Raw genomic sequence first — 22,886 nt, 5'->3', positions numbered from 1 at the left:
GCGACTGAACCACCGCTTTCGCGAGCAAGCCCGCTCCCACACTTGATTTGTGGTGTGTTCAAGTAATTTGATGCCTATAAAAATACAGATGTTCGTGGAGCCTCGCCGATGAAATCCTGTGAAGTCAATTTTGACGGTCTAGTGGGGCCGACCCATAACTACGGCGGCTTGTCCTACGGCAACGTCGCGTCCCAAAGCAACAGCCAGCAGTCCTCCAACCCGAAGGAAGCTGCGCTGCAAGGCTTGGCGAAGATGAAGGCCCTGATGGAAATGGGCTTTGTGCAAGGTGTGCTGGCGCCCCAGGAACGTCCGGATGTGGCCGCCTTGCGCAACCTCGGTTTTGCCGGCACCGACGCACAAGTCATCCAGCAGGCCGCCAAGCAAGCCATGCCGCTGCTGGTTGCCAGTTGCTCGGCGTCGAGCATGTGGGTGGCCAATGCCGCGACCGTCAGCCCGAGCGCCGACACCTTTGACGGCCGCGTGCATTTCACCGCCGCCAACCTCAACTGCAAATACCACCGCAGCATCGAACACCCGACCACCAGCCGCGTGCTGGGGGCGATGTTCGCTGACCAGAAGCACTTCGCCCACCACGCCGCATTACCGGCGGTGGCGCAGTTCGGTGACGAAGGCGCGGCCAACCACACGCGTTTCTGCCGGGACTATGGCGAGGCGGGCGTAGAGTTTTTCGTGTTCGGCCGCAGCGCGTTCGACACCCGCTACCCGGCGCCGCAAAAGTACCCGGCACGCCAGACTCTTGAAGCTTCCCAGGCGGTCGCGCGCCTGCACGGCCTGCGGGATGACGGCGTGGTCTACGCCCAGCAGAACCCGGCGGTGATCGATGCCGGTGTGTTCCACAACGATGTGATCGCGGTGGGCAATGGCGAGGTGCTGTTCTATCACGAGGATGCGTTCCTCAATACCGATCAGATGCTCGGCGAATTGCAGGGCAAGCTCGGCAAGCTCGGCGGCAATTTCCAGTCGATCTGCGTGCCACGGGCCCAGGTGGGTGTTGAAGACGCGGTGCGTTCCTACCTGTTCAACAGCCAGTTGCTGACCCGCGCCGACGGTTCGATGCTGCTGATCGTGCCGGAAGAATGCCGCGCCAACGAGCGTGTCTGGCAGTACCTGCAAGGCCTGACGTCCTCCGGCGGGCTGATCCGTGAAGTCAAAGTCTTCGACCTCAAGCAAAGCATGCAGAACGGCGGTGGCCCGGCGTGCCTGCGCTTGCGTGTAGCCTTGAATGAAACCGAACTGGCGGCGGTCAACCCAGGGGTTATCATGACGGCGCCGTTGTACGACACGCTGACCCAATGGGTCGACAAGCACTACCGCGACAGCCTGCGGGAAACCGACCTGGCTGACCCGCAATTGCTGCTTGAGTGCCGGACGGCACTGGATGAACTGACGCAAATCCTTAAACTGGGCTCGGTTTATCCTTTCCAGATCAATTAACGCCGCACGGCTGAGAACTATTTATGACCACCGACACCCTGAAACTGATCCTTGAAGACACCGACGGCACCCAGCTGGAAACCTCCTGCACCCGCGTCGCCGTGGTGTGGCAGGGCAAGGAGATCTGGATCCAGCACGACGGCCGTGGCCAACTGCTGATCGGCGTGGACGTGGAAGAAGGCGACGCGGAATACGCCAACCTGCTGATGCGCCCATTGGCCACCAACCTGATGAGCCTGCAACTGGAAATGGAACCGGCCGACGTTGAAGGTGATGACGACGATCACGTCCACGGTCCTGGCTGCAACCACTAAGGAAGCTGCGTATGCTCGCCCTCGGCAAACTGCTTGAACTGACCCTCGCCGGTCGCGAACCGGCGCAAAAAATTCAACTGACTGTCGACGGCGTGCAACTGCGCTGGCTCAGTGAGGGCGCGCTGGAAGTGCGGCCTCCTGAGGCGCGGGACAACGGCAGCGACGTGCTGCTGTCGTCCGGCATCCATGGCAACGAAACCGCGCCAATCGAATTGGCCGACCGCTTGCTGCAGGGCATTGCCCGTGGGGAGATCAAGCCCCGCACCCGTATCCTGTTCCTGTTCGGCAACCCTGAGGCCATGCGCCGCGGCGAGCGTTACCTCGAACTGGACGTCAACCGGCTGTTCAACGGCCGTCATGAACAAAACATCGGCCCTGAAGCCATGCGCGCCGCCGAGCTTGAACAGTTGGCCCGCACCTTCTTCAGCGTGCCTGGGCGTAGCCGTTTGCACTACGACCTGCACACCGCCATCCGTGGCTCGAAGATCGAGCAGTTCGCACTGTACCCGTGGAAGGACGGTCGCCAGCATTCACGTCGTGAACTGGCGCGCCTGCGAGCCGCCGGCCTGGAGGCGGTGCTGTTGCAGAACAAGACGTCGATCACCTTCACGGCGTTTACCTACGAGCAGCTGGAGGCCGAGTCCTTCACCCTGGAGTTGGGCAAGGCCCGGCCGTTCGGGCAGAACCAGGGCGTGGACGTATCGCGCCTGGAAACCCGCCTCACGCAGATCATCGAGGGTAACGAGCCGGCCACCGAGAGCCTGGATGGCCTGCAGCTGTTCAGCGTCTCCCGGGAAGTGATCAAGCACAGCGATACCTTCGTCCTGCATTTGCCGGCGGACGTGGAAAACTTTTCGGAGTTGGAGAAGGGTTATCTGCTGGCCGAGGACATTGCCAAGACCCGCTGGGTGATCGAGGAGGAGGGCGCACGCATCATCTTCCCGAACCCGAAGGTCAAGAATGGCTTGCGAGCAGGGATATTGATTGTGCCGACCACGGATGCCGGCCTGGCCTGAACCCCGAGACCGACTCGGTCAAATGTGGGAGCGGGCTTGCTCGCGAAGGCGGTGTATCAGTCAGACATGTATTGACTGACACTCCGCTTTCGCGAGCAAGCCCGCTCCCACATTTGCTTTGCAGTGTTGCTTAAACCGCGAGAGCCCGTGGCTCATTGCGACGCAGTGCGCGAACCTTGTGCAGGGTGTCGGCGCAGGTGCGTGCCGCTTCCTGGCCCTTGTGCACGAAGTGCTCATAGAAGAACGTATGGTGCTCGCTGCCCGCGTGGAAGTGGTGCGGGGTCAGGGATACCGAGAACACCGGCACTTCGGTTTCCAGCTGGACCTGCATCAGGCCGCTGACCACGGACTGGGCCACGAACTCGTGACGGTAGATCCCGCCGTCCACCACCAGGGCGGCCGCGACGATACCGGCATAACGGCCGGACTTGGCCAGCAGCTTGGCGTGCAGGGGCATTTCAAAGGCGCCGCCGACTTCGAAGAAATCGATGTCCGATTCCTGGTAGCCCTGGGCGATCATTTCGGCGAGGAAACCTTTACGGGATTGGTCGACAATATCCTTGTGCCAGCAGGCCTGGATAAACGCGACGCGCTCGCCGTGATGGTTTTTGCTTTTGCTGTCGATTGCGGTGGGTTGCATGTTCTGACTCCTGTTTAAGAAAAAAACAGGGCGTTATGAATCGAATGGGATTTAAGGGTACGCACAGCGGGCTCATGTGAACATGACGTCAGCGCGGCCCTTAGGTGCCAATCCCGTTCTCTCTTCATCCGGACTATGACCGTCGGCCCCGGGATCACACCGGGTCTGCTGACCTTGTCGCCGTCCTGCCGAGGCAGTTCGAGGCGCCAAGCGCTCGCGGGCTATGCACGTTGCGTGCAATTACCGCCGGTGGGGAATTACACCCCGCCCTGAGAACGTTGCCGCCAGAACCCTGGCGGCGGAGAGTTTTTATCATGGTTTTTCAGAAACTGCACGGTTGGTTTATCGATAACCTATATCGGTTTGTTTGGTTGGTATTCGATTGTGCAAGCACGGGGCTTGATATTCCGCGGGTTTGCCCGCAGTAATCGTTAACACAAGAAACGCTCCAATCCGCTAGAGGCTAGTTTGATGAACGTGATTGACCTGCGCAGCGACACAGTGACCCAACCGACCCCTGGCATGCTCGAGGCGATGGCCACGGCCGCCAGCGGCGACGACGTCTACGGCGAGGACCCGAGCGTCAATCGCCTGGAAGCCGAACTGGCCAAGCGCCTGGGTTTTGCCGCCGCGTTGTTCGTGCCCACCGGCACCATGAGCAACCTGCTGGCGTTGATGGCGCACTGTGAGCGTGGCGAGGAATACATCGTCGGTCAGCAGGCCCACACCTACAAATACGAAGGCGGCGGCGCGGCGGTTCTCGGCTCGATCCAGCCACAACCCCTGGAAGTGCAGGCCGACGGTTCCCTGAACCTGGAGCACGTGCTGGCCGCGATCAAGCCGGACGACTTCCACTTCGCCCGTACCCGCTTGTTGGCGCTGGAAAACACTATGCAGGGCAAGGTCCTGCCGCTGGAATACCTGGCGGCCGCGCGAGCCTTTACCCGGGAACACGGCCTGGCCTTGCACCTGGACGGCGCGCGGCTCTACAACGCGGCGGTCAAGCTGGGTGTGGATGCGCGGGAAATTGCCCGGCACTTCGATTCGGTGTCGGTGTGCCTGTCCAAAGGCCTGGGCGCGCCTATCGGCTCGGTGTTGTGCGGCTCCACGGCATTGATCGCCAAGGCCCGCCGTTTGCGCAAAATGGTCGGTGGCGGCATGCGCCAGGCCGGTTCGCTGGCGGCGGCGGGGCTGTACGCCCTGGATCACCAGGTGCAGCGCCTGGCCGACGACCACGCCAATGCCCAATGGCTGGGGGATGAACTGCGCAAGGCGGGTTATACGGTGGAGCCGGTGCAGACCAATATGGTCTACGTCGACATCGGTGATCGAGCCCAGGCCTTGAAGGCGTTTGCTGCCGAACGCGGGATCAAGTTGAGCGCGGCGCCGCGCCTGCGCATGGTCACGCACCTGGACGTCAGCCGGGCGCAGATCGAGCAAGTGCTCGCGACATTTGTCGAGTTTTCCCGGAAATGACAGTGCAGACCGTCTAATTGACTGTTTCTATCACATAAACACGCTGTACCACGGGCAAAGGGCCGATATAATGCGGCCCTTTGCCGTCGCTCCGTCTGATGACGTTTAGCACTGGCCTTTGGCCGCAGCCTCCGTGGAAGAACCTAATGAAAAGCGCAGAAATCCGTGAAGCCTTCCTTCGCTTCTTCGAAGAGCAAGGTCACACCCGTGTCGCCTCCAGCTCCTTGATCCCAGGCAATGACCCAACCCTGCTGTTCACCAACGCGGGGATGAACCAGTTCAAGGACTGCTTCCTGGGCCAGGAAAAGCGCGCCTACACCCGCGCCACCAGCAGCCAGAAGTGCGTACGCGCCGGCGGCAAGAACAGCGACCTGGAAAACGTGGGCTACACCGCCCGCCACCACACATTCTTCGAGATGCTGGGTAACTTCAGCTTCGGCGACTATTTCAAGAAAGACGCGATCACCTTTGCCTGGACCTTCCTGACCGGCGTGCTGAAGCTGCCGAAGGAAAAACTCTGGGTGACCGTCTACGCCACCGATGACGAAGCCTACGACATCTGGACCCAGCAAATCGGGGTGCCAGTCGAGCGCATGATTCGCATCGGCGACAACAAGGGCGCGCCTTACGCGTCCGACAACTTCTGGACCATGGGCGATACCGGCCCGTGCGGCCCGTGCACCGAGATTTTCTACGATCACGGCGCCGACATCTGGGGCGGCCCACCGGGCTCGCCGGAAGAAGACGGCGACCGCTACATCGAAATCTGGAACAACGTGTTCATGCAGTTCAACCGCACCGCCGATGGCGTGTTGCATCCGTTGCCAGCGCCGTCGGTGGACACCGGCATGGGCCTGGAGCGGATCAGTGCGGTGATGCAGCACGTTCACTCCAACTACGAGATCGACCTGTTCACCAACCTGCTGAGCGCTTCGGCCGCGGCCATTGGCTGTGCCAACGACAACCAGTCGTCGCTCAAGGTGGTGTCGGATCACATCCGTTCCTGCGGCTTCCTGATCGCCGATGGCGTGCTGCCGTCGAACGAAGGCCGTGGCTATGTGCTGCGCCGCATCATCCGTCGGGCCTGCCGTCACGGTAACAAGCTGGGCGCCACCGGCAGCTTCTTCTACAAGATCGTTGCCGCGCTGGTGGCCGAGATGGGCGATGCCTTCCCGGAACTCAAGCAGCAGCAAGCCAATATCGAGCGCGTGCTCAAGGCTGAAGAAGAGCAGTTCTCCAAGACCCTGGAGCACGGCCTGAAGATCCTCGAGCAGGACCTGGTCGAGCTCAAGGGCACCGTGGTGCCGGGCGACGTCGTGTTCAAGCTGTACGACACCTACGGTTTCCCGATGGACCTGACCGCCGACATCGCCCGCGAACGCGAGCTGACCATCGACGAGGCCGGGTTTGAGCGTGAGATGGAAGCCCAGCGCGTCCGTGCCCGTTCCGCCAGCTCCTTTGGCCTGGACTACAACACCCTGGTAAAGGTTGATGTGGCGACTTCGTTCATTGGTTACGAGGCCACCGTTGGCTCGGCCAAGATCGTGGCTATCTATAAGGACGGCAAGTCGGTTGACGTGCTGAACGAAGGTGACGAGGGCGTTGTGGTCCTCGACCAGACCCCGTTCTACGCTGAATCCGGTGGCCAGGTTGGCGACTGTGGTTTCCTGAGCTCCACCTCCGGTCGTTTTGAAGTGCGCGACACCACCAAGACCGGCGGTGCGTTCCTGCATCACGGCGTGCTGGTGCTGGGCAACCTGACCGTCGGCGCGCCGGTGGACACTCAGGTAGATGCCGACGTACGGCATGCAACTGCCTTGAACCATTCTGCCACTCACTTGCTGCACGCTGCGTTGCGTCAGGTGCTGGGTGAGCATGTGCAACAGAAGGGTTCGTTGGTCGATAGCCAGCGCCTGCGTTTTGACTTCAGTCATTTCGAGGCGATCAAGCCTGAGCAGTTGAAGGCCCTGGAAGACATCGTCAACGCCGAGATTCGCAAGAACACCCCGGTGGAAACCGAAGAAACCGATATCGAGAGCGCCAAGCAAAAAGGCGCCATGGCGCTGTTTGGCGAGAAGTACGGCGACGAAGTGCGCGTATTGAGCATGGGCGGCAGCTTCTCGGTGGAGCTGTGTGGTGGTATTCACGCCAGCCGTACCGGCGACATCGGCCTGCTGAAAATCATCAGCGAAGGCGGCGTGGCTTCCGGCGTACGTCGTATTGAAGCGATCACCGGTGCTGCGGCCCTGGCCTACCTCAATGCGGCAGAAGAACAACTCAAGGAAGCGGCCGGCCTGGTCAAGGGCAGCCGCGACAACCTGATCGACAAGCTCTCCGGCGTACTGGAGCGCAACCGTCAGCTGGAGAAGCAGCTGGAGCAGTTGCAGGCCAAGGCGGCCAGTGCGGCGGGCGACGATCTGTCGGCTTCTGCCCTGGACGTCAAGGGTGTGAAAGTGCTGGCCGTACGCCTGGACGGTCAGGACGGCAAGGCGCTGTTGGCCTTGGTCGATCAGTTGAAGAACAAGCTCGGCCGCGCAGTGATCCTGCTCGGCAGTGTCCATGAGGAAAAGGTCGTTCTGGTTGCCGGTGTAACCAAGGACCTGACTGGCCAACTCAAGGCCGGTGATTTGATGAAGCAAGCCGCCGCGGCAGTGGGCGGGAAGGGCGGTGGTCGTCCGGACATGGCGCAAGGCGGTGGTATTGACGCCGGCGCCCTGGACGCGGCCCTGGCCCTGACCGTGCCGTTTGTCGAGGCAGGTATTTAAGGCGCTGTTAATGAGCCCGTGGTCTAGTCGCGGGCTCAGTCAGTGCTGGTTGATTGAATAACAGGCGCCCCTTTACGGGCTGAGGCGGCTTAGAAATGGCTTTGATCGTACAGAAATTTGGAGGCACCTCGGTCGGCTCTGTCGAAAGAATCGAGCAGGTCGCCGACAAGGTTAAGAAATTCCGCGATGCCGGCGATGACCTGGTGGTGGTGCTGTCGGCCATGAGCGGCGAGACCAATCGCCTGATCGATCTGGCCAAGCAAATCAGTGGCGATCAGCAACCGGTTCCCCGTGAACTGGACGTGATCATTTCCACCGGTGAGCAGGTGACCATCGCATTGCTGGCCATGGCGCTGAACAAGCGTGGTGTGCCGGCGGTGTCCTACACTGGCAACCAGGTCCGCATTCTTACGGATAGCGCGCACACTAAAGCCCGCATCCTGCAGATTGATGACCAGAAGATTCGCGCTGACCTGAAAGCCGGTCGTGTGGTAGTTGTCGCCGGTTTCCAGGGCGTCGACGAGCACGGCAACATCACCACCCTCGGTCGTGGCGGTTCCGACACCACTGGCGTGGCCCTGGCGGCAGCCCTGAAGGCTGACGAATGCCAGATCTACACCGATGTGGATGGCGTCTACACCACTGACCCGCGGGTCGTGTCCGTGGCCCAGCGCCTGGACAAGATCACCTTCGAAGAGATGCTGGAAATGGCCAGCCTCGGTTCCAAGGTGTTGCAGATCCGTGCCGTTGAGTTCGCCGGCAAATACAACGTTCCGCTGCGCGTACTGCACAGCTTCAAGGAGGGTCCGGGCACCCTCATTACTATTGATGAAGAGGAATCCATGGAACAGCCGATCATTTCCGGTATCGCTTTCAACCGTGATGAAGCCAAGCTGACTATCCGTGGCGTGCCAGACACCCCGGGCGTGGCTTTCAAGATCCTGGGCCCGATCAGTGGCGCGAACATCGAAGTCGACATGATCGTGCAGAACGTCTCGCACGATAACACCACCGATTTCACCTTCACCGTGCACCGCAACGAGTACGATGCGGCGGAGCGGATCCTGCAGAACACTGCGAAGGAAATCGGCGCCCGTGAAGTGGTCGGCGATACGAAGATTGCCAAGGTGTCGATCGTGGGTGTGGGCATGCGTTCCCATGCGGGCGTTGCCAGCCGCATGTTCGAAGCCCTGGCCAAGGAAAGCATCAACATCCAGATGATCTCCACATCGGAAATCAAGGTGTCGGTGGTGATCGAAGAGAAGTACCTGGAACTGGCTGTACGCGCACTGCATACCGCTTTTGAGCTGGACGCTCCGGCCCGACAGGGCGAGTGATGCGTTACCAGGAAGGCGCGGTTATCCGCGCCTTTCATTTTTTTGTCGGGCGCGTGGTGAAGACCTGTTCTTTTACCTGCGCTCGACAATACTTAGGCGTGCAGGGCTATGGCCATTTGGTTGTAGGTCGAATGCCTTTTTTTTGCAGACTGTTGTTCCCGAAATGAAATGCGTGAGGAGAAAGGTATGCTGATTCTGACTCGTCGATGCGCAGAAAGCCTGATTATTGGTGATGGCGAAATCACCGTGACCGTGCTCGGCGTCAAAGGCAATCAAGTGCGTATCGGGGTTAACGCTCCGAAAGAGGTGGCTGTCCACCGCGAGGAAATCTACCTGCGGATCAAGAAAGAGAAGGACGAAGAACCAAGCCATTAATTTTTATCGTTTTTTATGTTTGCAAACGGGGATGAAGCTGGTTAATATACGCCCCGTGTTGCGGAGAGCTGGCCGAGTGGCCGAAGGCGCTCCCCTGCTAAGGGAGTACACCTCAAAAGGGTGTCGGGGGTTCGAATCCCCCGTTCTCCGCCATTATTTGCTTAGTACGTTGCAATCTGGTTTTTTCGCTAAGTTGTTGAAACTAAACGAAAAAATAGCTTTACATAGAGATTGAACGGCCTATAATGCGCGGCAACAAATGCACTCGTAGCTCAGCTGGATAGAGTACTCGGCTACGAACCGAGCGGTCACAGGTTCGAATCCTGTCGAGTGCACCATTTAAGAGTTAGTTGCAGCAATGCAGGTAGCTTGGCTTCAACCAGTTGTGATCTGGTCTAAAAACACAATCTGCACTCGTAGCTCAGCTGGATAGAGTACTCGGCTACGAACCGAGCGGTCACAGGTTCGAATCCTGTCGAGTGCACCAAACAACAAAAAGCCCGCCTAGTGCGGGCTTTTTGCCGTCTGGGGTTTTTATTTCCCGGGGCGCCTTTTTCTCCCGCCCATGTGTTTTCCTCTCAAGCTGCGTCGTCGCAGTTCATATGTGTGGCCAATGCTCAGCTTTGTGTCGCAAGCGCTTGTTCTTTCCAGTTTTTTGACGTTAAACGCGGCCGCCCGGTGTATCATTGCGCCCGTCAGCCCCGCCGGGGCTTGTGGAACACCTCCATGGACTTACCCAGTAGTTACTCAGTACCCCGTTTTACCAATCATGAATTGACTGATTGATCCTTCCGGCGTGCCCCGCTGCTGGGAGTGGAGTTCGCCTATGACCGAAGTTGAAGTAAAGAAAACACAAGAAAGCCTGCAGGATCGCCTGGCTCAAGTCGTCGAGCTGCTGCAGCGCCAGCGCGTGGTCGAAGACCTGACGCATCGCCAGGAAGGCGCGAACAATGACCGGGTCGAGAACCTGGTCCACCGGCAAAACCTTGTCGAGCTGCAACGCAAGCTCGATGACCTGCACTCCGCCGACGTTGCCTACATCCTCGAAGCCTTGCCGCTGAATGACCGCCTGACCCTTTGGCAGTTGGTCAAGGCTGACCGCGACGGCGACATCCTCCTCGAAGTATCCGACTCGGTCCGTGAAACCCTGATCGCCGACATGGATGATCACGAGCTCCTGGCGGCCGCCAAGGACATGGATGCCGACGAACTCGCTGACTTGGCTTCCGAGCTGCCGCGTGACGTCGTCCATGAGCTGATGGAAACCCTCGATGGCCAGCAGCGCGAGCGTGTGCGCTCGGCGTTGTCCTACGACGAGGAGCAGGTCGGTGCGTTGATGGACTTCGAGATGGTCACCATCCGCGAAGACGTCAGCCTGGAAGTGGTTCTGCGCTACCTGCGCCGGTTGAAAGAGCTGCCAGGCCACACCGACAAGCTGTTCGTGGTCGACTACGAAGGGATCCTCAAGGGCGTACTGCCGATCAAGCGCCTGCTGGTCAATGATCCGGACAAAAAAGTCGCGGACGTCATGGCCAGTGACCCGGTGAGTTTCCATCCTGACGAAGACGCTTACGACGCGGCCCAGGCGTTTGAGCGTTATGACTTGATCTCGGCCCCGGTGGTCGACAAGAACGGCAAGCTGATCGGCCGTCTGACCATCGATGAAATGGTCGACCTGATTCGTGAGGAGAGCGAAAGCGAAGTCCTCAACATGGCCGGTCTGCGGGAAGAAGAGGATATTTTTGCGTCGGTCTGGAAGTCCCTGCGTAACCGCTGGGCCTGGCTGGCGGTGAATTTGATTACCGCGTTTATTGCTTCACGAGTGATCGGCCTGTTTGAAGGCTCCATCGAGAAGCTCGTGGCCCTGGCAGCACTGATGCCGATTGTGGCGGGTATTGGCGGTAACTCGGGTAACCAGACCATCACCATGATCGTCCGCGCCATGGCGCTGGATCAGGTGGGGACCGGGCATGGCAAGCGTTTGATGCGCAAGGAGCTTGCGGTCGCGCTGATCAACGGCCTGGTGTGGGGCGGTGTCATCGGTATCGTGGCGTACCTGCTGTATGGCAGCTGGTCGCTCGGCGTGGTCATGACGGCGGCCATGACGCTTAACCTGCTGCTGGCAGCGTTGATGGGGGTTCTGATTCCAATGACCCTGGTGCGCCTTGGACGAGACCCGGCGATGGGCGCCAGTGTGATGATCACGGCCATGACCGACAGTGGCGGCTTCTTCATCTTCCTGGGCCTGGCAACCATCTTCCTGCTTTGATCCCTTCCATGGATCGGGGGCATTTGCCCCTTGATCCTTTCCTGACCAAATCCCGGGCAAAAAAAAGCCAGCGCATGGCTGGCTTTCAGCTTTCAGTTGCCAATCAGTTGGCTTCTGCAGCTGCCTCAACGTCGTGGGCGATCAGCGAGACGAGAGCATTTTGCTGGCGGTGGGAGAGCTGACGAAAACGCTGCAGCAGTTCGCGTTCGTGCAGTGACAGCTCGGGGCTGTCCAGGCGCATGCTCAGCTCGTCGCCCAGCGCACCTTCCTGAATCAGGCTTTGTTCCAGGCGTGCGATGATTTCGGAGTTCATGCTGCGGTGATGATTGCGAGCCACCTCGGCAATGCGTTCCCGCATTCCGTCTGGCAGACGTACGACGAACTTGTCAGCCGTACGGCTGGAATAAATTGCCTGTTTCAATGGGCGCATATATTTAACCGGTTAGTTCAGGGGAGCGGTTTTTGGAATTGGCCGCAAGATGCATGTTAGGACAAGGTTTGCTGCCAAATGTTCAACCTGAATTGCAAAGAGGCCGCATCATGCCTCAGATTTGCCAGTTCCTTGGCGTCAATTCTGTGACAAATATTGAACCGGCTACCGGCTTTATGCCAGTACTCATTTCAAAATTTGCGGACTGGTTGGAAAACTTTCCGCGGACGCACCCAAATGAGTGTTGAGCCCGCAGACCCTGGGCGCAAAAGGCTTTTCGGGCGCACATCCTATAGCAATATGGCCTTTTGCCCTTAACTTTAAGATTAGTGGCAAATTGCCAATTTACGAATGCGGAGCGACATATGGTCGGCTGTCCGGACGGACAAGCCGAGGCGTGGCAGCGATTTTAGCGAGGGCGACGAGCGGGGGGATTCAGCGCAGTACGGGATCGAATTTGATGCGGCGACCAATGAAGACTGCCAAGACCCACAGGCTGCCAAACACGCCGGCGGCGACGAAGGAGACTGTCTGTACGTCTTGCGACAATACGTTCAGGCCGAGGCCGGCGGCGGCCAGTGCCAGGGTCAGAAACAGCCAGGCGGACTTGTTCATGGAATGCTCCGGTAAGCGGTTCAGAAAACCCAGTGTTCAGCGGCAGGAGCAGCTTGAGTGCCCTGGGTCAGTTGCAGTGGGGATTGCATGTTCGGCTTCATGACAGCCAGTTGCGGGCGCTGCTGCAGGTGGTGGGGAATCGCCTGGCTGACCTGTGCGGCGTCGTCGGAAGTGGTGGACTGAAAATGGAACATCACCAGCGCAGCCAGTGCAACGGTATTGAGGGCTAGTAAAAGTGCGCTGTTCATGTGCATGTTCTCCGCAGATGGCTGGGCCGGACTGTATTTGTAGGATAAAGGATTGCAGGTGTCGTGCCAGTCTTTAATTGATAATAAATCCTTTAAAATCAAATATTTATATAGTGTCCAGATTGCCATGCTGTTGCAATTTGCAATGATGGCATTTTGGGGGAGTGCATTTTGCACGATGGTCCGAACCGTCCGTAATCGTTGAGCGCAATACCACCGGCTGTCACTGGCATGGGCCTACACTCAAAAAGCCAACGGACGACATGACAAAATTCACCTGCGCCGTTAACATGCACGCCGTCCGTCGCCGTGCCCATCGCCGGTTGGCTGTCATTAGTCCCAGTAGCTCAATTGGATAGAGCATCCCCCTCCTAAGGGGAAGGTTGGCCGTTCGAACCGGCCCTGGGACACCACTTCACCGTTGCTGCCCAAGCGGCCTCGACGTCCGCAAGCCCCGATCAGATTTATCTGGCGGGGCTTTTTTGTGGCCGGGCGTTTGAGTGCGGCAGTCTTTTCAAACACCAACCGAACCTTGCCCGCGTTTGAGGTTCACACGGGAGGCAAGAGCGGGGCGGCGCAAGTATTCGTCTGCATCCTGTACCTCGCGGGTGACTGGCGAGCGTCTGACACGTAGCCAATTGGCATGAGCAAAATATTCCCCGGCAACCGCATGTTTTGGCTGTCCGGACCCGACGACCCGGGACTATCATTCCGGTAGTCCTGACACCCACAGCAAGGAGCCGCTCGGAACGCCGATGCGCCAGATCTGGAAACCTTTTCGAGCCCTTTATTTTGCTTCCCTGATGATGCTGATCGGCTCTGGCCTGCTCAGTACTTACCTGGCCTTGCGCCTGGCGGCAGATCACGTCGACAGCCTGTGGGTCGGTGCGTTGATGGCCGCCAACTATTTTGGCCTGGTGTTGGGGGGCAAGATCGGTCACCGCCTGATTGGCCGCGTTGGGCATATCCGGGCCTACGCCACCTGTGCCGGGATCGTCGGCGCGGCGGTGTTGGGCCACGGGCTGATCAACTGGCTGCCAGCCTGGATTGTGCTGCGGATGATTGTCGGCCTGGGCATGATGTGCCAGTACATGGTCATCGAGAGCTGGCTTAACGAACAAGCTGAGGCCAAGCAACGCGGTGCGGTGTTCAGCGGCTATATGATCGCCTCGTACCTGGGCCTGGTGCTGGGCCAGTTGATCCTTGTGATGCACCCACAGTTGGGGCTTGAGTTGCTGATGCTGGTCGCGCTGTGTTTCGCGCTGTGCCTGGTGCCGGTGGCCATGACTCGCCGCATTCACCCGGCGCCGCTGCATCCGGCGCCGATGGAGCCGCGCTTCTTTATCAAGCGGGTGCCGCAGTCCCTCAGTACGGTGTTGGGGGCCGGGCTGATCGTCGGCTCGTTCTACGGTTTGGCGCCGCTGTACGCGTCTCAGCAAGGGCTGACCACCGAGCAGGTCGGCCTGTTCATGGGTAGCTGCATTTTCGCCGGGCTGCTGGTGCAGTGGCCATTGGGCTGGCTGTCCGATCGATATGACCGCGCGCTGTTGATTCGCTGTTTCGCCTTGTGCCTGGCGGTGGCCGCGTTGCCGTTGGCGATCATGACCCAGGTACCACTGGAAGTGCTGTTCGTCGCGGGCTTTCTCTGTTCCCTGGTGCAGTTCTGCCTGTACCCGCTGGCTGTGGCGTTTTCCAACGACCACGTCGAGGGCGATCGCCGGGTGTCGCTCACTGCGATGTTGCTGGTGACCTACGGCATCGGCGCCAGTGTCGGCCCGCTGTTGGCCGGTGTGGTGATGAAGCTGTTCGGCAGCCATATGCTGTATGCGTTTTTCAGCGTGTGCGCATTGATCCTGGTGTGGCGCATCCGGCCCAAGGCGGTCACCAACCTGCATCAGGTGGACGACGCACCCCTGCATCACGTGGCGATGCCCGACAGCATGTCCAGTTCGCCCCTGGTAGCATGCCTCGATCCGCGAGTGGACGAACAGGTGGTGCAGGACCAGATGCAGACCGCCGTTGTGGATCCCGAGCCAGTAGTCGATCCCGAACTGGATCAGCCGGAGCCTGTCACCGAGCCACCAGAGCATCCGGACCCGGATGATCACCCCCACGACTTGAGCAGGGCGCGCCCCTGAAAGCAAAAACGGGCAGCCCCCTTGAGGGACTGCCCGTTTTTTTGTCGCGACCTTTATTGTTTAAAGGTCGTCGTCCTTGTCAAACCGGCGCGCTTCACGCTGCAGTTGATACACAAACCGCTCGACCTGGCGCTGCACCAGCCCGCTCATGTTATGAAAACGTAGGCCGGCGAAGGTGGTGTTGATCCTTTCTTCGAAGTGCAGGTAACGCAGTTCTACCGAGGTGGTCATGCTGCCAAAGGGTAGCGCGGCGATAAATCGGTCGTAGACCTGGCCCAGTTGCAGGCGCTCGGAAATATCCCCTTCGAAGCGCAATTTGCAGCCGGTGGCGGAAATATCCAGCAACTTGCCGCTGATGGGGGCCTTGAGTTTGTCGCCGCCCAGTTCGACGCTCACCAGTTGCGCCAGCTTCAACGCCGCGCGGAAGGCGTTGCGACGCTGATGGTAAATCACCTCGCCAGGCATGCTGCCGCGGTAAATGCGGTGGCCGCCGGCTTCATCGAGGGTCAGGGTGCCGTTGCTTTCCCAGGCTACCCGCACCCCCTCGTGAAAACCTTCGATCCGGAAAGCTTCGCCATTCTCGAGGTAGCGTTCGCCGTCGCGCGGGACCATTTCGTCCAAGGCCAGTGTCTTGCTGTCCCGGTCGATTTCCACCAGGTAGCTTTGAAACCGCTGGTTGCGTTCATGGAAGGTGATGATCAGCGGATCATGGCTTTCTTGCAGCATCCGCAAGGTGCCAGCGATTTCCAGCGGCGTGGTGAGTACCTTGGGTGGCTGCGGAGCATCTTCCGCGTTAAGGGTGTTGAACACGGTTCTTCCATCTCCAGACAAAATACGACTACACGCAAGTGCTGTCATTTTGCCAGTATGTGGCGCGACTTGGATAGGGCGCGCTCAAACTGGTTTCAGGCTTGGCTGCGGGTGCTTGGCTTGGCCAGGCGTGAGGTGGAGCCTTGAGCGTTGTAGAGAGCCGGAGGCTCGCCGCCGTGGAGGATACGCAACTGATTGGCGGTCGTGGCTTGCTGAAGCTGGATGGCCTGGCCGTTGAGGAGGTTGGTTTCCTGGCACAGGGTCAGCAACTGGTTGAGTTCTTTGCTCTGGGCCAGCAACTGGTCGCCCACCGTGGAGTGGCTGGCGAGTTGTTCCAGGCCCTTGTGGTCGGCCGTGAGGCCCAGGCTGATCAGAATCTGGCTGCGCTTCTTGCCGTGCTGTTCCAGCAGGACGATCAGCGATTGCTTGCGCGCCAGGATTTCTTCCAGCATGCGCATGTCCCGGCCGTACAGGGCCAGTGATTCTTCTCGAAGGAGCTCCAGCAGCTGCTGTGCGGGAGGCAGGTCTTCAATGATCAGTTGTAGCAAGTTTTCGTCGTGCATGGCTGGCCTTGGGGTTTAAGCGTCCAAAAGCCTGGCGCAGGCCTTTGCCTAGCGCTCGGCTTCGAAGTTAAGCAGTTTGCTGGCTACACGGTTGCTGTCGACCTTATAGCTGCCATCGGCAATCGCCTGTTTCAATTCGGCCACACGGGCTTTATTGACAACTGGCTGATCGCTCAGCGAGTCAGTGACCTTCTGCAACTGTTGAGCCTCATTGCTCAGGTGTACCGATTCCCCGCTTTGGCTCGCACCGGCCTGTTCTGTCTTGGCAGGCAGAGGCTGGGACTTGGCTTCAACGCTGTCTTTGGCACCGTTGGTGCGCGAAGAACCGGGCGTTGGCAGGGCGTTATTCAAACGACTGAAATCGATGACCATGTTAAAAAAACCTCTGGGTATTTGGACGCTTGCCATGTTTTCGGCCATACCCGGACAAACTTTAGGCTCGATTGACAATAAACCTATGCGCGATGCCGCTTTGCGCACAGTGTAGGAAAAGCTGGCGTCCGATGCCAGTGATCTATAAAGCCACCTCAACCTGCCCCGGCGCAGTCACCCGGGCCTTGATCACGCGGTTGGAATTCAGGTTCTTGACGCGAATCTGTTCACTCATGCCGCCGTTGGACAGGGCTTCCCCCGGCATTTTTACATTCAGGCCACCGCTGCTGGCGGAAATCACCACCTGGTCACCTTTGCGCACGACTTCAGCCTGCTCGAGATGGACCAGGGTAATCACCTGGTCAGCAACCATTGGTCGGGTAAGTTTCTGCCCGAGTGCCTGGTCAAGGGACGTGAGGTAGCTCTGGGTGATCATGCTGATGTCGCGCTCGCGCATCGCGACGTCATCATAACCAATGATTCCGGTACGTTTCAGCGGGCGCGTCACCACCACCACTTCGCGAAACAGTTTGACCTGGGCGGGCACGAACACCGTCCAGGGCGAGGCGCCTTCGCAGCGCACTTTCACGGTCACGCGCCCGATGGGCTGGGCGGGGCTTTCCAGGGAAGCTGTCAATTCTCTGTCGCACATGGGCATGCGCAGGCGCGGATCCAGCTGGTTGACCTGGATTTCGTAGCGGCCCGGTGTCTGCGTCGTGGCCAGATAATCTTCTACAGTGAACTCAAGAAAGCCTTGAGTGACGCCGATAAGCAGATCAGGCAAGGTGACGTTATCGGCGCGGGCCGGCTGGCCCGTAGCCAAGGCAAGCAACGCCATCGAGACGCAGAGCAATCTGCGGTACTGTGGGGATCGGAGGCGTCGGGAAACTGTCGTTTTGATGTCCATGGCCAATAAAAAAGCAAAGCTCGTGCCGTTTAGTGTTGGGTACGCGTCGTACCCCTAAGTTTTAGCGTAGGAGTCTGGGCATGGCCGGTGTAATGGATTCAGTGAACCAGCGCACACAGCTGGTGGGGCAGAATCGCCTGGAGTTGCTGTTGTTCCGTCTGGACGGCAAGCAGCTGTACGGGATTAATGTCTTCAAGGTTCGCGAAGTGCTGCAGTGTCCCAAGCTGACAATAATGCCCAAGTCCAGCCCGGTGGTTTGCGGTGTGGCGAACATTCGTGGCGCGACCATCCCGATTCTTGACCTGGCAATGGCCACCGGTTCGGCGGGATTGCAGGACCGCGAGAGCCCGTTCGTGATCATTACCGAGTACAACACCAAGACCCAGGGTTTCCTGGTGCGCTCGGTGGAGCGCATCGTCAACATGAACTGGGAAGAGATCCATCCGCCGCCCAAGGGCACCGGTCGCGATCACTACCTCACGGCGGTGACGCGGGTCGACAACCAGTTGGTGGAAATCATCGACGTGGAGAAAATCCTCGCCGAAGTGGCCCCGACCTCCGAGGCGATATCGGTGGGTGTGGTAGACGCCGAAACCGCGCACAAGGCGATCTCGCTGCGGGTGCTGACGGTGGACGACTCTTCGGTTGCGCGCAAGCAGGTGTCCCGTTGCCTGCAGACCGTTGGGGTCGAAGTGGTAGCACTCAATGACGGTCGCCAGGCCCTGGATTACCTGCGCAAGCTGGTGGATGAGGGCAAGAAGCCGGAAGAAGAATTCCTGATGATGATCTCCGACATCGAGATGCCGGAAATGGACGGCTACACCCTCACGGCCGAGATACGCAACGACCCACGCATGCAAAAACTACATATCATCCTGCATACTTCGTTGTCGGGTGTATTCAATCAGGCGATGGTCAAGAAGGTCGGTGCCGATGACTTCCTGGCCAAATTCCGCCCTGATGACCTGGCATCCCGGGTAGTCGACCGGATCAAGGCAGCAGATCACGGCTAGGGGCCTTTTCCCTGGCGGTCACACGATTTAAGAGGCGGTATCATTGTCTACGGGTAATTTGGATTTCGAACAGTTCCGGGTCTTCCTGGAAAAGGCCTGTGGCATATTGCTCGGTGAAAACAAGCAGTACCTGGTATCCAGCCGTCTCAACAAACTGATGGAGCAGCAAGGCATCAAGTCCCTCGGGGAGTTGGTGCAACGGATCCAGGGCCAGCCACGCAGCGGGCTCAAGGAGATGGTGGTCGACGCCATGACCACCAACGAAACCTTGTGGTTTCGCGATACCTATCCGTTTGAAGTGCTCAAGAACAAGGTGCTGCCCGAGGCGATCAAGGCCGCTCCCGGCCAGCGCCTGCGCATCTGGTCGGCGGCCTGTTCGTCGGGACAGGAACCGTATTCGATTTCGATGGCCATCGATGAGTTCGAGCGGACCAACATGGGCCAGTTGAAAGCCGGGGCGCAAATCGTGGCCACGGATTTGTCCGGCACCATGCTCACCAACTGCAAGACCGGCGAGTACGATAGCCTGGCGCTGGGGCGCGGGTTGTCCCAGGAGCGCTTGCAGCGTTTCTTCGACCCCAAGGGGGCAGGGCGTTGGGCGGTCAAGGCGCCGATCAAGAGCCGGGTGGAGTTTCGTTCGTTCAACCTGCTGGACAATTATGCCAGCCTGGGCAAGTTCGACATGGTGTTTTGCCGCAACGTGCTGATCTACTTCTCGGCCGAGGTGAAGAAAGACATTCTGTTGCGCATCCACGGCACCCTCAAGCGTGGCGGTTATCTGTTCCTGGGGGCTTCCGAGGCGCTGAACGGTTTGCCGGATCATTACCAGATGGTGCAGTGCAGTCCTGGAATCATTTACCAGGCCAAGTGATGAGTGCTTGAACAAAAAGGGAGGCCTGCACAGGCCTCCCTTTTTTTATGGCCGCAAAGCGGCAAGCCCTCATTGCCGCTTTACTGGCGTTTCGCGGAAACCCTTTGCCGCTTTTCTGGCATTGCCGCCGGCAATTCCCTCGCAAACCCTTGATTTACGGGGCTCAAGCAACTTGGCATGGCCCTTGCTAAATCCTTGTTACGAAAAGCAGGTCAGCCCCTAAAGGTTTCCGCCATGAGCATCAGCTTCGATAAAGCGCTCGGTATCCACGAACAAGCACTGGGCTTTCGCGCCCAGCGTGCCGAAGTCCTGGCCAACAACATCGCCAACGCCGACACCCCGAACTACAAGGCTCGGGACCTGGACTTCTCTGCCGTGCTCGCCGCCCAGCAAGACAAGACCAAGAACGGCACCTTCGCCCTGAACATGACCAACAGCCGTCATATCGAGGCGCAAGGCCTGGGCAATGGTGACGAGTCGCTGCTGTATCGCACGCCGATGCAACCGTCGATCGACCAGAACACCGTGGACGCCCAGTTGGAGCAATCGGCCTACGCCGAGAACTCAGTGAACTTCCAGGCCAGCTTCACCCTGCTCAACAGCAAATTCAAAGGGCTGATGTCAGCCCTGCGTGGAGAATAAGCCATGTCCCTCGCCAGTGTTTTCAATATTGCCGGTAGTGGCATGAGTGCGCAGACCACGCGCCTCAACACCGTCGCCAGTAACATCGCCAACGCCGAGACCGTGTCTTCGAGCATCGACCAGACCTACCGCGCCCGGCACCCGGTGTTCGCCACCATGTTCCAGGGCGGCCAGGGCGGCCAGAGTGGCAGCGGCGATTCGCTGTTCCAGAACCAGGATGCCGCAGGCCAGGGCGTGCAGGTGCTCGGTGTGGTCGAAGACCAGAGCAACCTCGAAGCCCGCTACGAGCCGAACCACCCTGCCGCGAACGAAAAAGGGTACGTGTACTACCCCAACGTCAACGTGGTCGAGGAAATGGCCGACATGATTTCCGCCAGCCGCTCGTTCCAGACCAACGCGGAAATGATGAACACCGCCAAAACCATGATGCAGAAGGTCCTGACCCTGGGTCAGTGATAAGGGGCGCCAAATAATGGCCATTGTTGATAACAGTTCGACGAACACGGCAGTCCAGGACCTTTTTAACTCCAAGGTCAAGACGGCGACAGATAACACCAGCGTCGGTGACGCCGCCAAGTCGGCGACGGGCAACCAGGCGATGGGCAAGGACGCGTTCCTGCAATTGCTGGTGACCCAGCTGAAAAACCAGGACCCGCTGTCGCCCCAGGACAATGGCGCGTTCGTCGCACAGTTGGCGCAGTTCAGCAGTCTGGAAGGCATCAACAACCTGAATGACTCGGTGAATGCGATTTCCAGCAACTTCAGCTCCTCCCAGGCGCTGCAGGCTTCGTCGCTGGTGGGGCGTTCGGTCATCACCCAGACCGACAAGGCGATGGTGGATACCAGCAAGAGCATGACCGGTTCCGTGGCGGTGACGGCGGCGACGGGCAACGTCTCCGTCAAGATCACCGACAAGGATGGCAACGTCGTTCGCACCATCGACATGGGCGCCCAGAGCGCCGGCAACTCCAGCTTCGTCTGGGACGGCAAGACCGATGCGGGTGAGACGGCGCCACCGGGCACCTACACCTTCAATGCCACCACCAAGAATGACAAGGGTGACTCGGTGGCCCTCGCCACCTCGCTGCCGGCAACGGTGACCAGCGTAACCCTGGGCACGAACGGCGCTGAAATGGTGCTGAACCTGGCGGGCGGCCTGGGCAGTATCAAGCTGTCGCAAATTCAGACTATCGGTACATAGAGCCGGCTAAATACGGCAAAAGGAGAGAACAATGTCTTTTAACATCGGCCTTAGCGGCCTCTATGCGGCCAACAAACAACTGGACGTGACGGGTAACAACATCGCCAACGTCGCGACCACCGGCTTCAAGTCGTCCCGTGCGGAATTCGCGGATATCTACGCGGCTTCCAAGCTGGGTACCGGCCAGAACAGCATCGGCAATGGCGTGAACCTGGCGGCCGTGTCCCAGCAGTTCACCCAGGGTGACGTCAACAACAGCGGCGGCACGCTCGACATGGCGATCCAGGGCGGCGGCTTCTTCGTGCAGAAGGGCAGCGACGGTTCGCTGGAATACACCCGCAACGGTGCGTTCCGGGCCGACAAGGACGGCTACATCACCAACAACACCGGCACCTCGCGCCTGCAAGGCTACGCAGCGGATGCCGATGGCAACATCCAGAAGGGCGGCTTGACCGACCTGCAGCTCAACCTGTCGTACCTGCCGCCGAAGGCTTCGAGCAAGGTGGATTCCACCAGTAACCTGAACTCCTCCGAGACGGCGATCGACCAGACGGCGCACCCGTTTGATCCGACCAAATCGGACAGCTTCACCACTCAATATTCCACCACGCTGTACGATACGCAGGGCAACGCGCATCCGATGGTGCAGTACCTGGTGAAGACCGACTCCAACACCTGGAAGTCCTACACCCTGATCGATGGGCGCAACCCTGACGGCTCGCCGATCAGCGGCACCGGTACTGACGTGAAAGCGCCAGTCGCCTCGACGCTGTCGTTTGACACCTCCGGCAAGCTGACCGGGATCGTTACCCCGCCAGCCACCGCTTCCAATACCACCCTGACCATTTCCGACTGGAAGCCGGGCGGCCTGGTCAATGGTGTCTGGACGCCTAACGGTGCGGCCGCCAACGCAGACGGCGTGGCCGTCAACATGGGCAACATCACCCAGTACAACTCCGCCACCTACCGCAACCCGCCGACCACCGATGGCTACGCCACCGGGCAAATCACCGGGCTGAAAATCGACGGCAGCGGCGTACTGTTCGCCACGTTCAGCAACCAGCAGAGCAAGGCCATCGGCCAGATCTCCCTGGCCAGCTTCAACAACGAGCAGGGCCTGCAGCCAGCCGGCGGCACCACCTGGAAAGAAACCTTCGCGTCGGGCCAGCCGGGTTTTGATACCCCGCAAGTCGGTACCCTGGGTTCGATCGTGGCCAACTCCCTGGAGAACTCCAACGTCAACCTGACCAACGAGCTGGTGGACCTGATCAAGGCCCAGAGCAACTATCAGGCGAACGCCAAGACCATCTCCACCCAAAGCACCATCATGCAGACCATCATTCAGATGACCTGATGTTGTCGCTTTAACTCGCTTTACCGAAAAGCCCCTCGCGTGAGGGGCTTTTTTTTGGACGTTCAGATAACGCCT

23 protein-coding genes, 4 tRNA genes and 1 riboswitch are annotated in these 22,886 nt (G+C 59.3%); of the genes, 19 read left to right on the top strand and 8 right to left on the bottom strand.

Going from position 1 to position 22,886, the window contains the following annotated elements; all coding sequences use genetic code 11:
- Positions 1-108 precede the first annotated feature (108 nt).
- Genes astB through astE form a run of 3 tightly spaced genes read left to right on the top strand, consistent with a single transcriptional unit; the run spans position 109 to position 2,785 of the window.
- The gene (astB, locus tag HX821_RS01640; RefSeq protein ID WP_102369720.1) at positions 109-1,455 is read left to right on the top strand and encodes an N-succinylarginine dihydrolase; all 1,347 of its coding nucleotides are present in this window, start codon (positions 109-111) and stop codon (positions 1,453-1,455) included.
- Between the two features lie 23 nt (positions 1,456-1,478).
- Positions 1,479-1,769 (top strand): hypothetical protein, encoded by a 291-nt coding sequence (locus HX821_RS01635; RefSeq protein ID WP_003214319.1) that lies wholly within the window; start codon positions 1,479-1,481, stop codon positions 1,767-1,769.
- Between the two features lie 11 nt (positions 1,770-1,780).
- Positions 1,781-2,785: a succinylglutamate desuccinylase gene (gene astE, locus HX821_RS01630; protein WP_003214315.1), complete on the top strand. Its 1,005-nt coding sequence runs from the start codon at positions 1,781-1,783 to the stop codon at positions 2,783-2,785.
- 130 nt (positions 2,786-2,915) lie between these two features.
- On the opposite strand, the gene HX821_RS01625 is transcribed toward astE, so the two are convergent.
- Positions 2,916-3,425: a 6,7-dimethyl-8-ribityllumazine synthase gene (locus HX821_RS01625; RefSeq protein ID WP_003214313.1), complete on the bottom strand. Its 510-nt coding sequence runs from the start codon at positions 3,423-3,425 to the stop codon at positions 2,916-2,918.
- Between the two features lie 111 nt (positions 3,426-3,536).
- Positions 3,537-3,706, bottom strand: a riboswitch (FMN riboswitch).
- A 190-nt stretch (positions 3,707-3,896) separates the two neighbouring features.
- On the opposite strand from HX821_RS01625, the gene ltaE reads away from it, so the two are divergent.
- The 8 genes from ltaE (at position 3,897) to mgtE (ending at position 11,647) form a co-directional block, all read left to right on the top strand.
- Entirely contained in the window at positions 3,897-4,901 is a 1,005-nt protein-coding gene (gene ltaE, locus HX821_RS01620; RefSeq protein ID WP_032899380.1) for a low-specificity L-threonine aldolase, read from the top strand.
- Between the two features lie 146 nt (positions 4,902-5,047).
- On the top strand, positions 5,048-7,666 hold the full coding sequence (gene alaS / locus HX821_RS01615; protein ID WP_177022208.1) for an alanine--tRNA ligase: 2,619 nt from the start codon (positions 5,048-5,050) through the stop codon (positions 7,664-7,666).
- A gap of 95 nt (positions 7,667-7,761) precedes the next feature.
- Entirely contained in the window at positions 7,762-9,003 is a 1,242-nt protein-coding gene (locus HX821_RS01610; RefSeq protein ID WP_003214308.1) for an aspartate kinase, read from the top strand.
- Between the two features lie 186 nt (positions 9,004-9,189).
- Positions 9,190-9,378, top strand: a complete 189-nt coding sequence (csrA, locus tag HX821_RS01605; RefSeq protein WP_002554426.1) for a carbon storage regulator CsrA — start codon at positions 9,190-9,192, stop codon at positions 9,376-9,378.
- A gap of 62 nt (positions 9,379-9,440) precedes the next feature.
- Positions 9,441-9,531 (top strand) — tRNA-Ser (locus HX821_RS01600).
- 108 nt (positions 9,532-9,639) lie between these two features.
- Positions 9,640-9,716, top strand: a tRNA-Arg gene (locus HX821_RS01595).
- A 72-nt stretch (positions 9,717-9,788) separates the two neighbouring features.
- Positions 9,789-9,865 (top strand) — tRNA-Arg (locus tag HX821_RS01590).
- Positions 9,866-10,204: 339 nt separating this feature from the next.
- Positions 10,205-11,647 carry a magnesium transporter gene (gene mgtE / locus HX821_RS01585; protein ID WP_003214265.1) on the top strand — a complete coding sequence of 481 codons (1,443 nt, stop codon included), beginning with the start codon at positions 10,205-10,207 and terminating at the stop codon, positions 11,645-11,647.
- A 103-nt stretch (positions 11,648-11,750) separates the two neighbouring features.
- On the opposite strand, the gene HX821_RS01580 is transcribed toward mgtE, so the two are convergent.
- From HX821_RS01580 to HX821_RS01570, 3 genes are all read right to left on the bottom strand, one after another.
- Positions 11,751-12,077, bottom strand: coding sequence for an Arc family DNA-binding protein (locus tag HX821_RS01580; protein WP_003175643.1), 327 nt, complete (start codon positions 12,075-12,077; stop codon positions 11,751-11,753).
- 435 nt (positions 12,078-12,512) lie between these two features.
- Positions 12,513-12,692 (bottom strand): PA3371 family protein, encoded by a 180-nt coding sequence (locus tag HX821_RS01575; RefSeq protein WP_003214263.1) that lies wholly within the window; start codon positions 12,690-12,692, stop codon positions 12,513-12,515.
- Positions 12,693-12,712: 20 nt separating this feature from the next.
- The gene (locus HX821_RS01570; protein ID WP_102604982.1) at positions 12,713-12,940 is read right to left on the bottom strand and encodes a hypothetical protein; all 228 of its coding nucleotides are present in this window, start codon (positions 12,938-12,940) and stop codon (positions 12,713-12,715) included.
- A 336-nt stretch (positions 12,941-13,276) separates the two neighbouring features.
- Here HX821_RS01570 and HX821_RS01565 point away from each other — a divergent pair.
- Positions 13,277-13,353 (top strand) — tRNA-Arg (locus tag HX821_RS01565).
- 342 nt (positions 13,354-13,695) lie between these two features.
- Positions 13,696-15,078, top strand: coding sequence for an MFS transporter (locus HX821_RS01560; RefSeq protein WP_102369716.1), 1,383 nt, complete (start codon positions 13,696-13,698; stop codon positions 15,076-15,078).
- A 60-nt stretch (positions 15,079-15,138) separates the two neighbouring features.
- Here HX821_RS01560 and HX821_RS01555 read toward each other — a convergent pair whose 3' ends face one another.
- The 4 genes from HX821_RS01555 to flgA all read right to left on the bottom strand — a co-directional run bounded on the left by HX821_RS01555 (position 15,139) and on the right by flgA (position 17,730).
- Positions 15,139-15,888 carry a flagellar brake protein gene (locus HX821_RS01555; protein ID WP_003214258.1) on the bottom strand — a complete coding sequence of 250 codons (750 nt, stop codon included), beginning with the start codon at positions 15,886-15,888 and terminating at the stop codon, positions 15,139-15,141.
- 95 nt (positions 15,889-15,983) lie between these two features.
- On the bottom strand, positions 15,984-16,451 hold the full coding sequence (gene flgN / locus HX821_RS01550) for a flagellar protein FlgN (protein WP_003214256.1): 468 nt from the start codon (positions 16,449-16,451) through the stop codon (positions 15,984-15,986).
- Positions 16,452-16,499: 48 nt separating this feature from the next.
- On the bottom strand, positions 16,500-16,823 hold the full coding sequence (gene flgM / locus HX821_RS01545; protein ID WP_003214254.1) for a flagellar biosynthesis anti-sigma factor FlgM: 324 nt from the start codon (positions 16,821-16,823) through the stop codon (positions 16,500-16,502).
- A gap of 142 nt (positions 16,824-16,965) precedes the next feature.
- Positions 16,966-17,730, bottom strand: a complete 765-nt coding sequence (gene flgA, locus HX821_RS01540) for a flagellar basal body P-ring formation chaperone FlgA (protein WP_032899382.1) — start codon at positions 17,728-17,730, stop codon at positions 16,966-16,968.
- 80 nt (positions 17,731-17,810) lie between these two features.
- On the opposite strand from flgA, the gene HX821_RS01535 reads away from it, so the two are divergent.
- The 6 genes from HX821_RS01535 to flgE all read left to right on the top strand — a co-directional run bounded on the left by HX821_RS01535 (position 17,811) and on the right by flgE (position 22,811).
- Positions 17,811-18,743 (top strand): chemotaxis protein CheV, encoded by a 933-nt coding sequence (locus tag HX821_RS01535; RefSeq protein WP_003214250.1) that lies wholly within the window; start codon positions 17,811-17,813, stop codon positions 18,741-18,743.
- 43 nt (positions 18,744-18,786) lie between these two features.
- Positions 18,787-19,614 carry a protein-glutamate O-methyltransferase CheR gene (cheR, locus tag HX821_RS01530; RefSeq protein WP_177035188.1) on the top strand — a complete coding sequence of 276 codons (828 nt, stop codon included), beginning with the start codon at positions 18,787-18,789 and terminating at the stop codon, positions 19,612-19,614.
- Positions 19,615-19,848: 234 nt separating this feature from the next.
- Positions 19,849-20,256, top strand: a complete 408-nt coding sequence (flgB, locus tag HX821_RS01525; protein WP_003214246.1) for a flagellar basal body rod protein FlgB — start codon at positions 19,849-19,851, stop codon at positions 20,254-20,256.
- Between the two features lie 3 nt (positions 20,257-20,259).
- A complete protein-coding gene (gene flgC / locus HX821_RS01520) occupies positions 20,260-20,712 on the top strand; it encodes a flagellar basal body rod protein FlgC (protein WP_003214244.1) in 453 nt (150 codons plus the stop codon).
- A 16-nt stretch (positions 20,713-20,728) separates the two neighbouring features.
- Positions 20,729-21,457: a flagellar hook assembly protein FlgD gene (gene flgD, locus HX821_RS01515; RefSeq protein WP_003214242.1), complete on the top strand. Its 729-nt coding sequence runs from the start codon at positions 20,729-20,731 to the stop codon at positions 21,455-21,457.
- A gap of 31 nt (positions 21,458-21,488) precedes the next feature.
- Entirely contained in the window at positions 21,489-22,811 is a 1,323-nt protein-coding gene (flgE, locus tag HX821_RS01510; RefSeq protein ID WP_003214240.1) for a flagellar hook protein FlgE, read from the top strand.
- Positions 22,812-22,886 lie beyond the last annotated feature (75 nt).

This window comes from Pseudomonas sp. B6001, assembly GCF_013386015.1.
GTDB lineage: Bacteria > Pseudomonadota > Gammaproteobacteria > Pseudomonadales > Pseudomonadaceae > Aquipseudomonas.
This window is presented reverse-complemented; position numbering and strand designations above follow the sequence as displayed.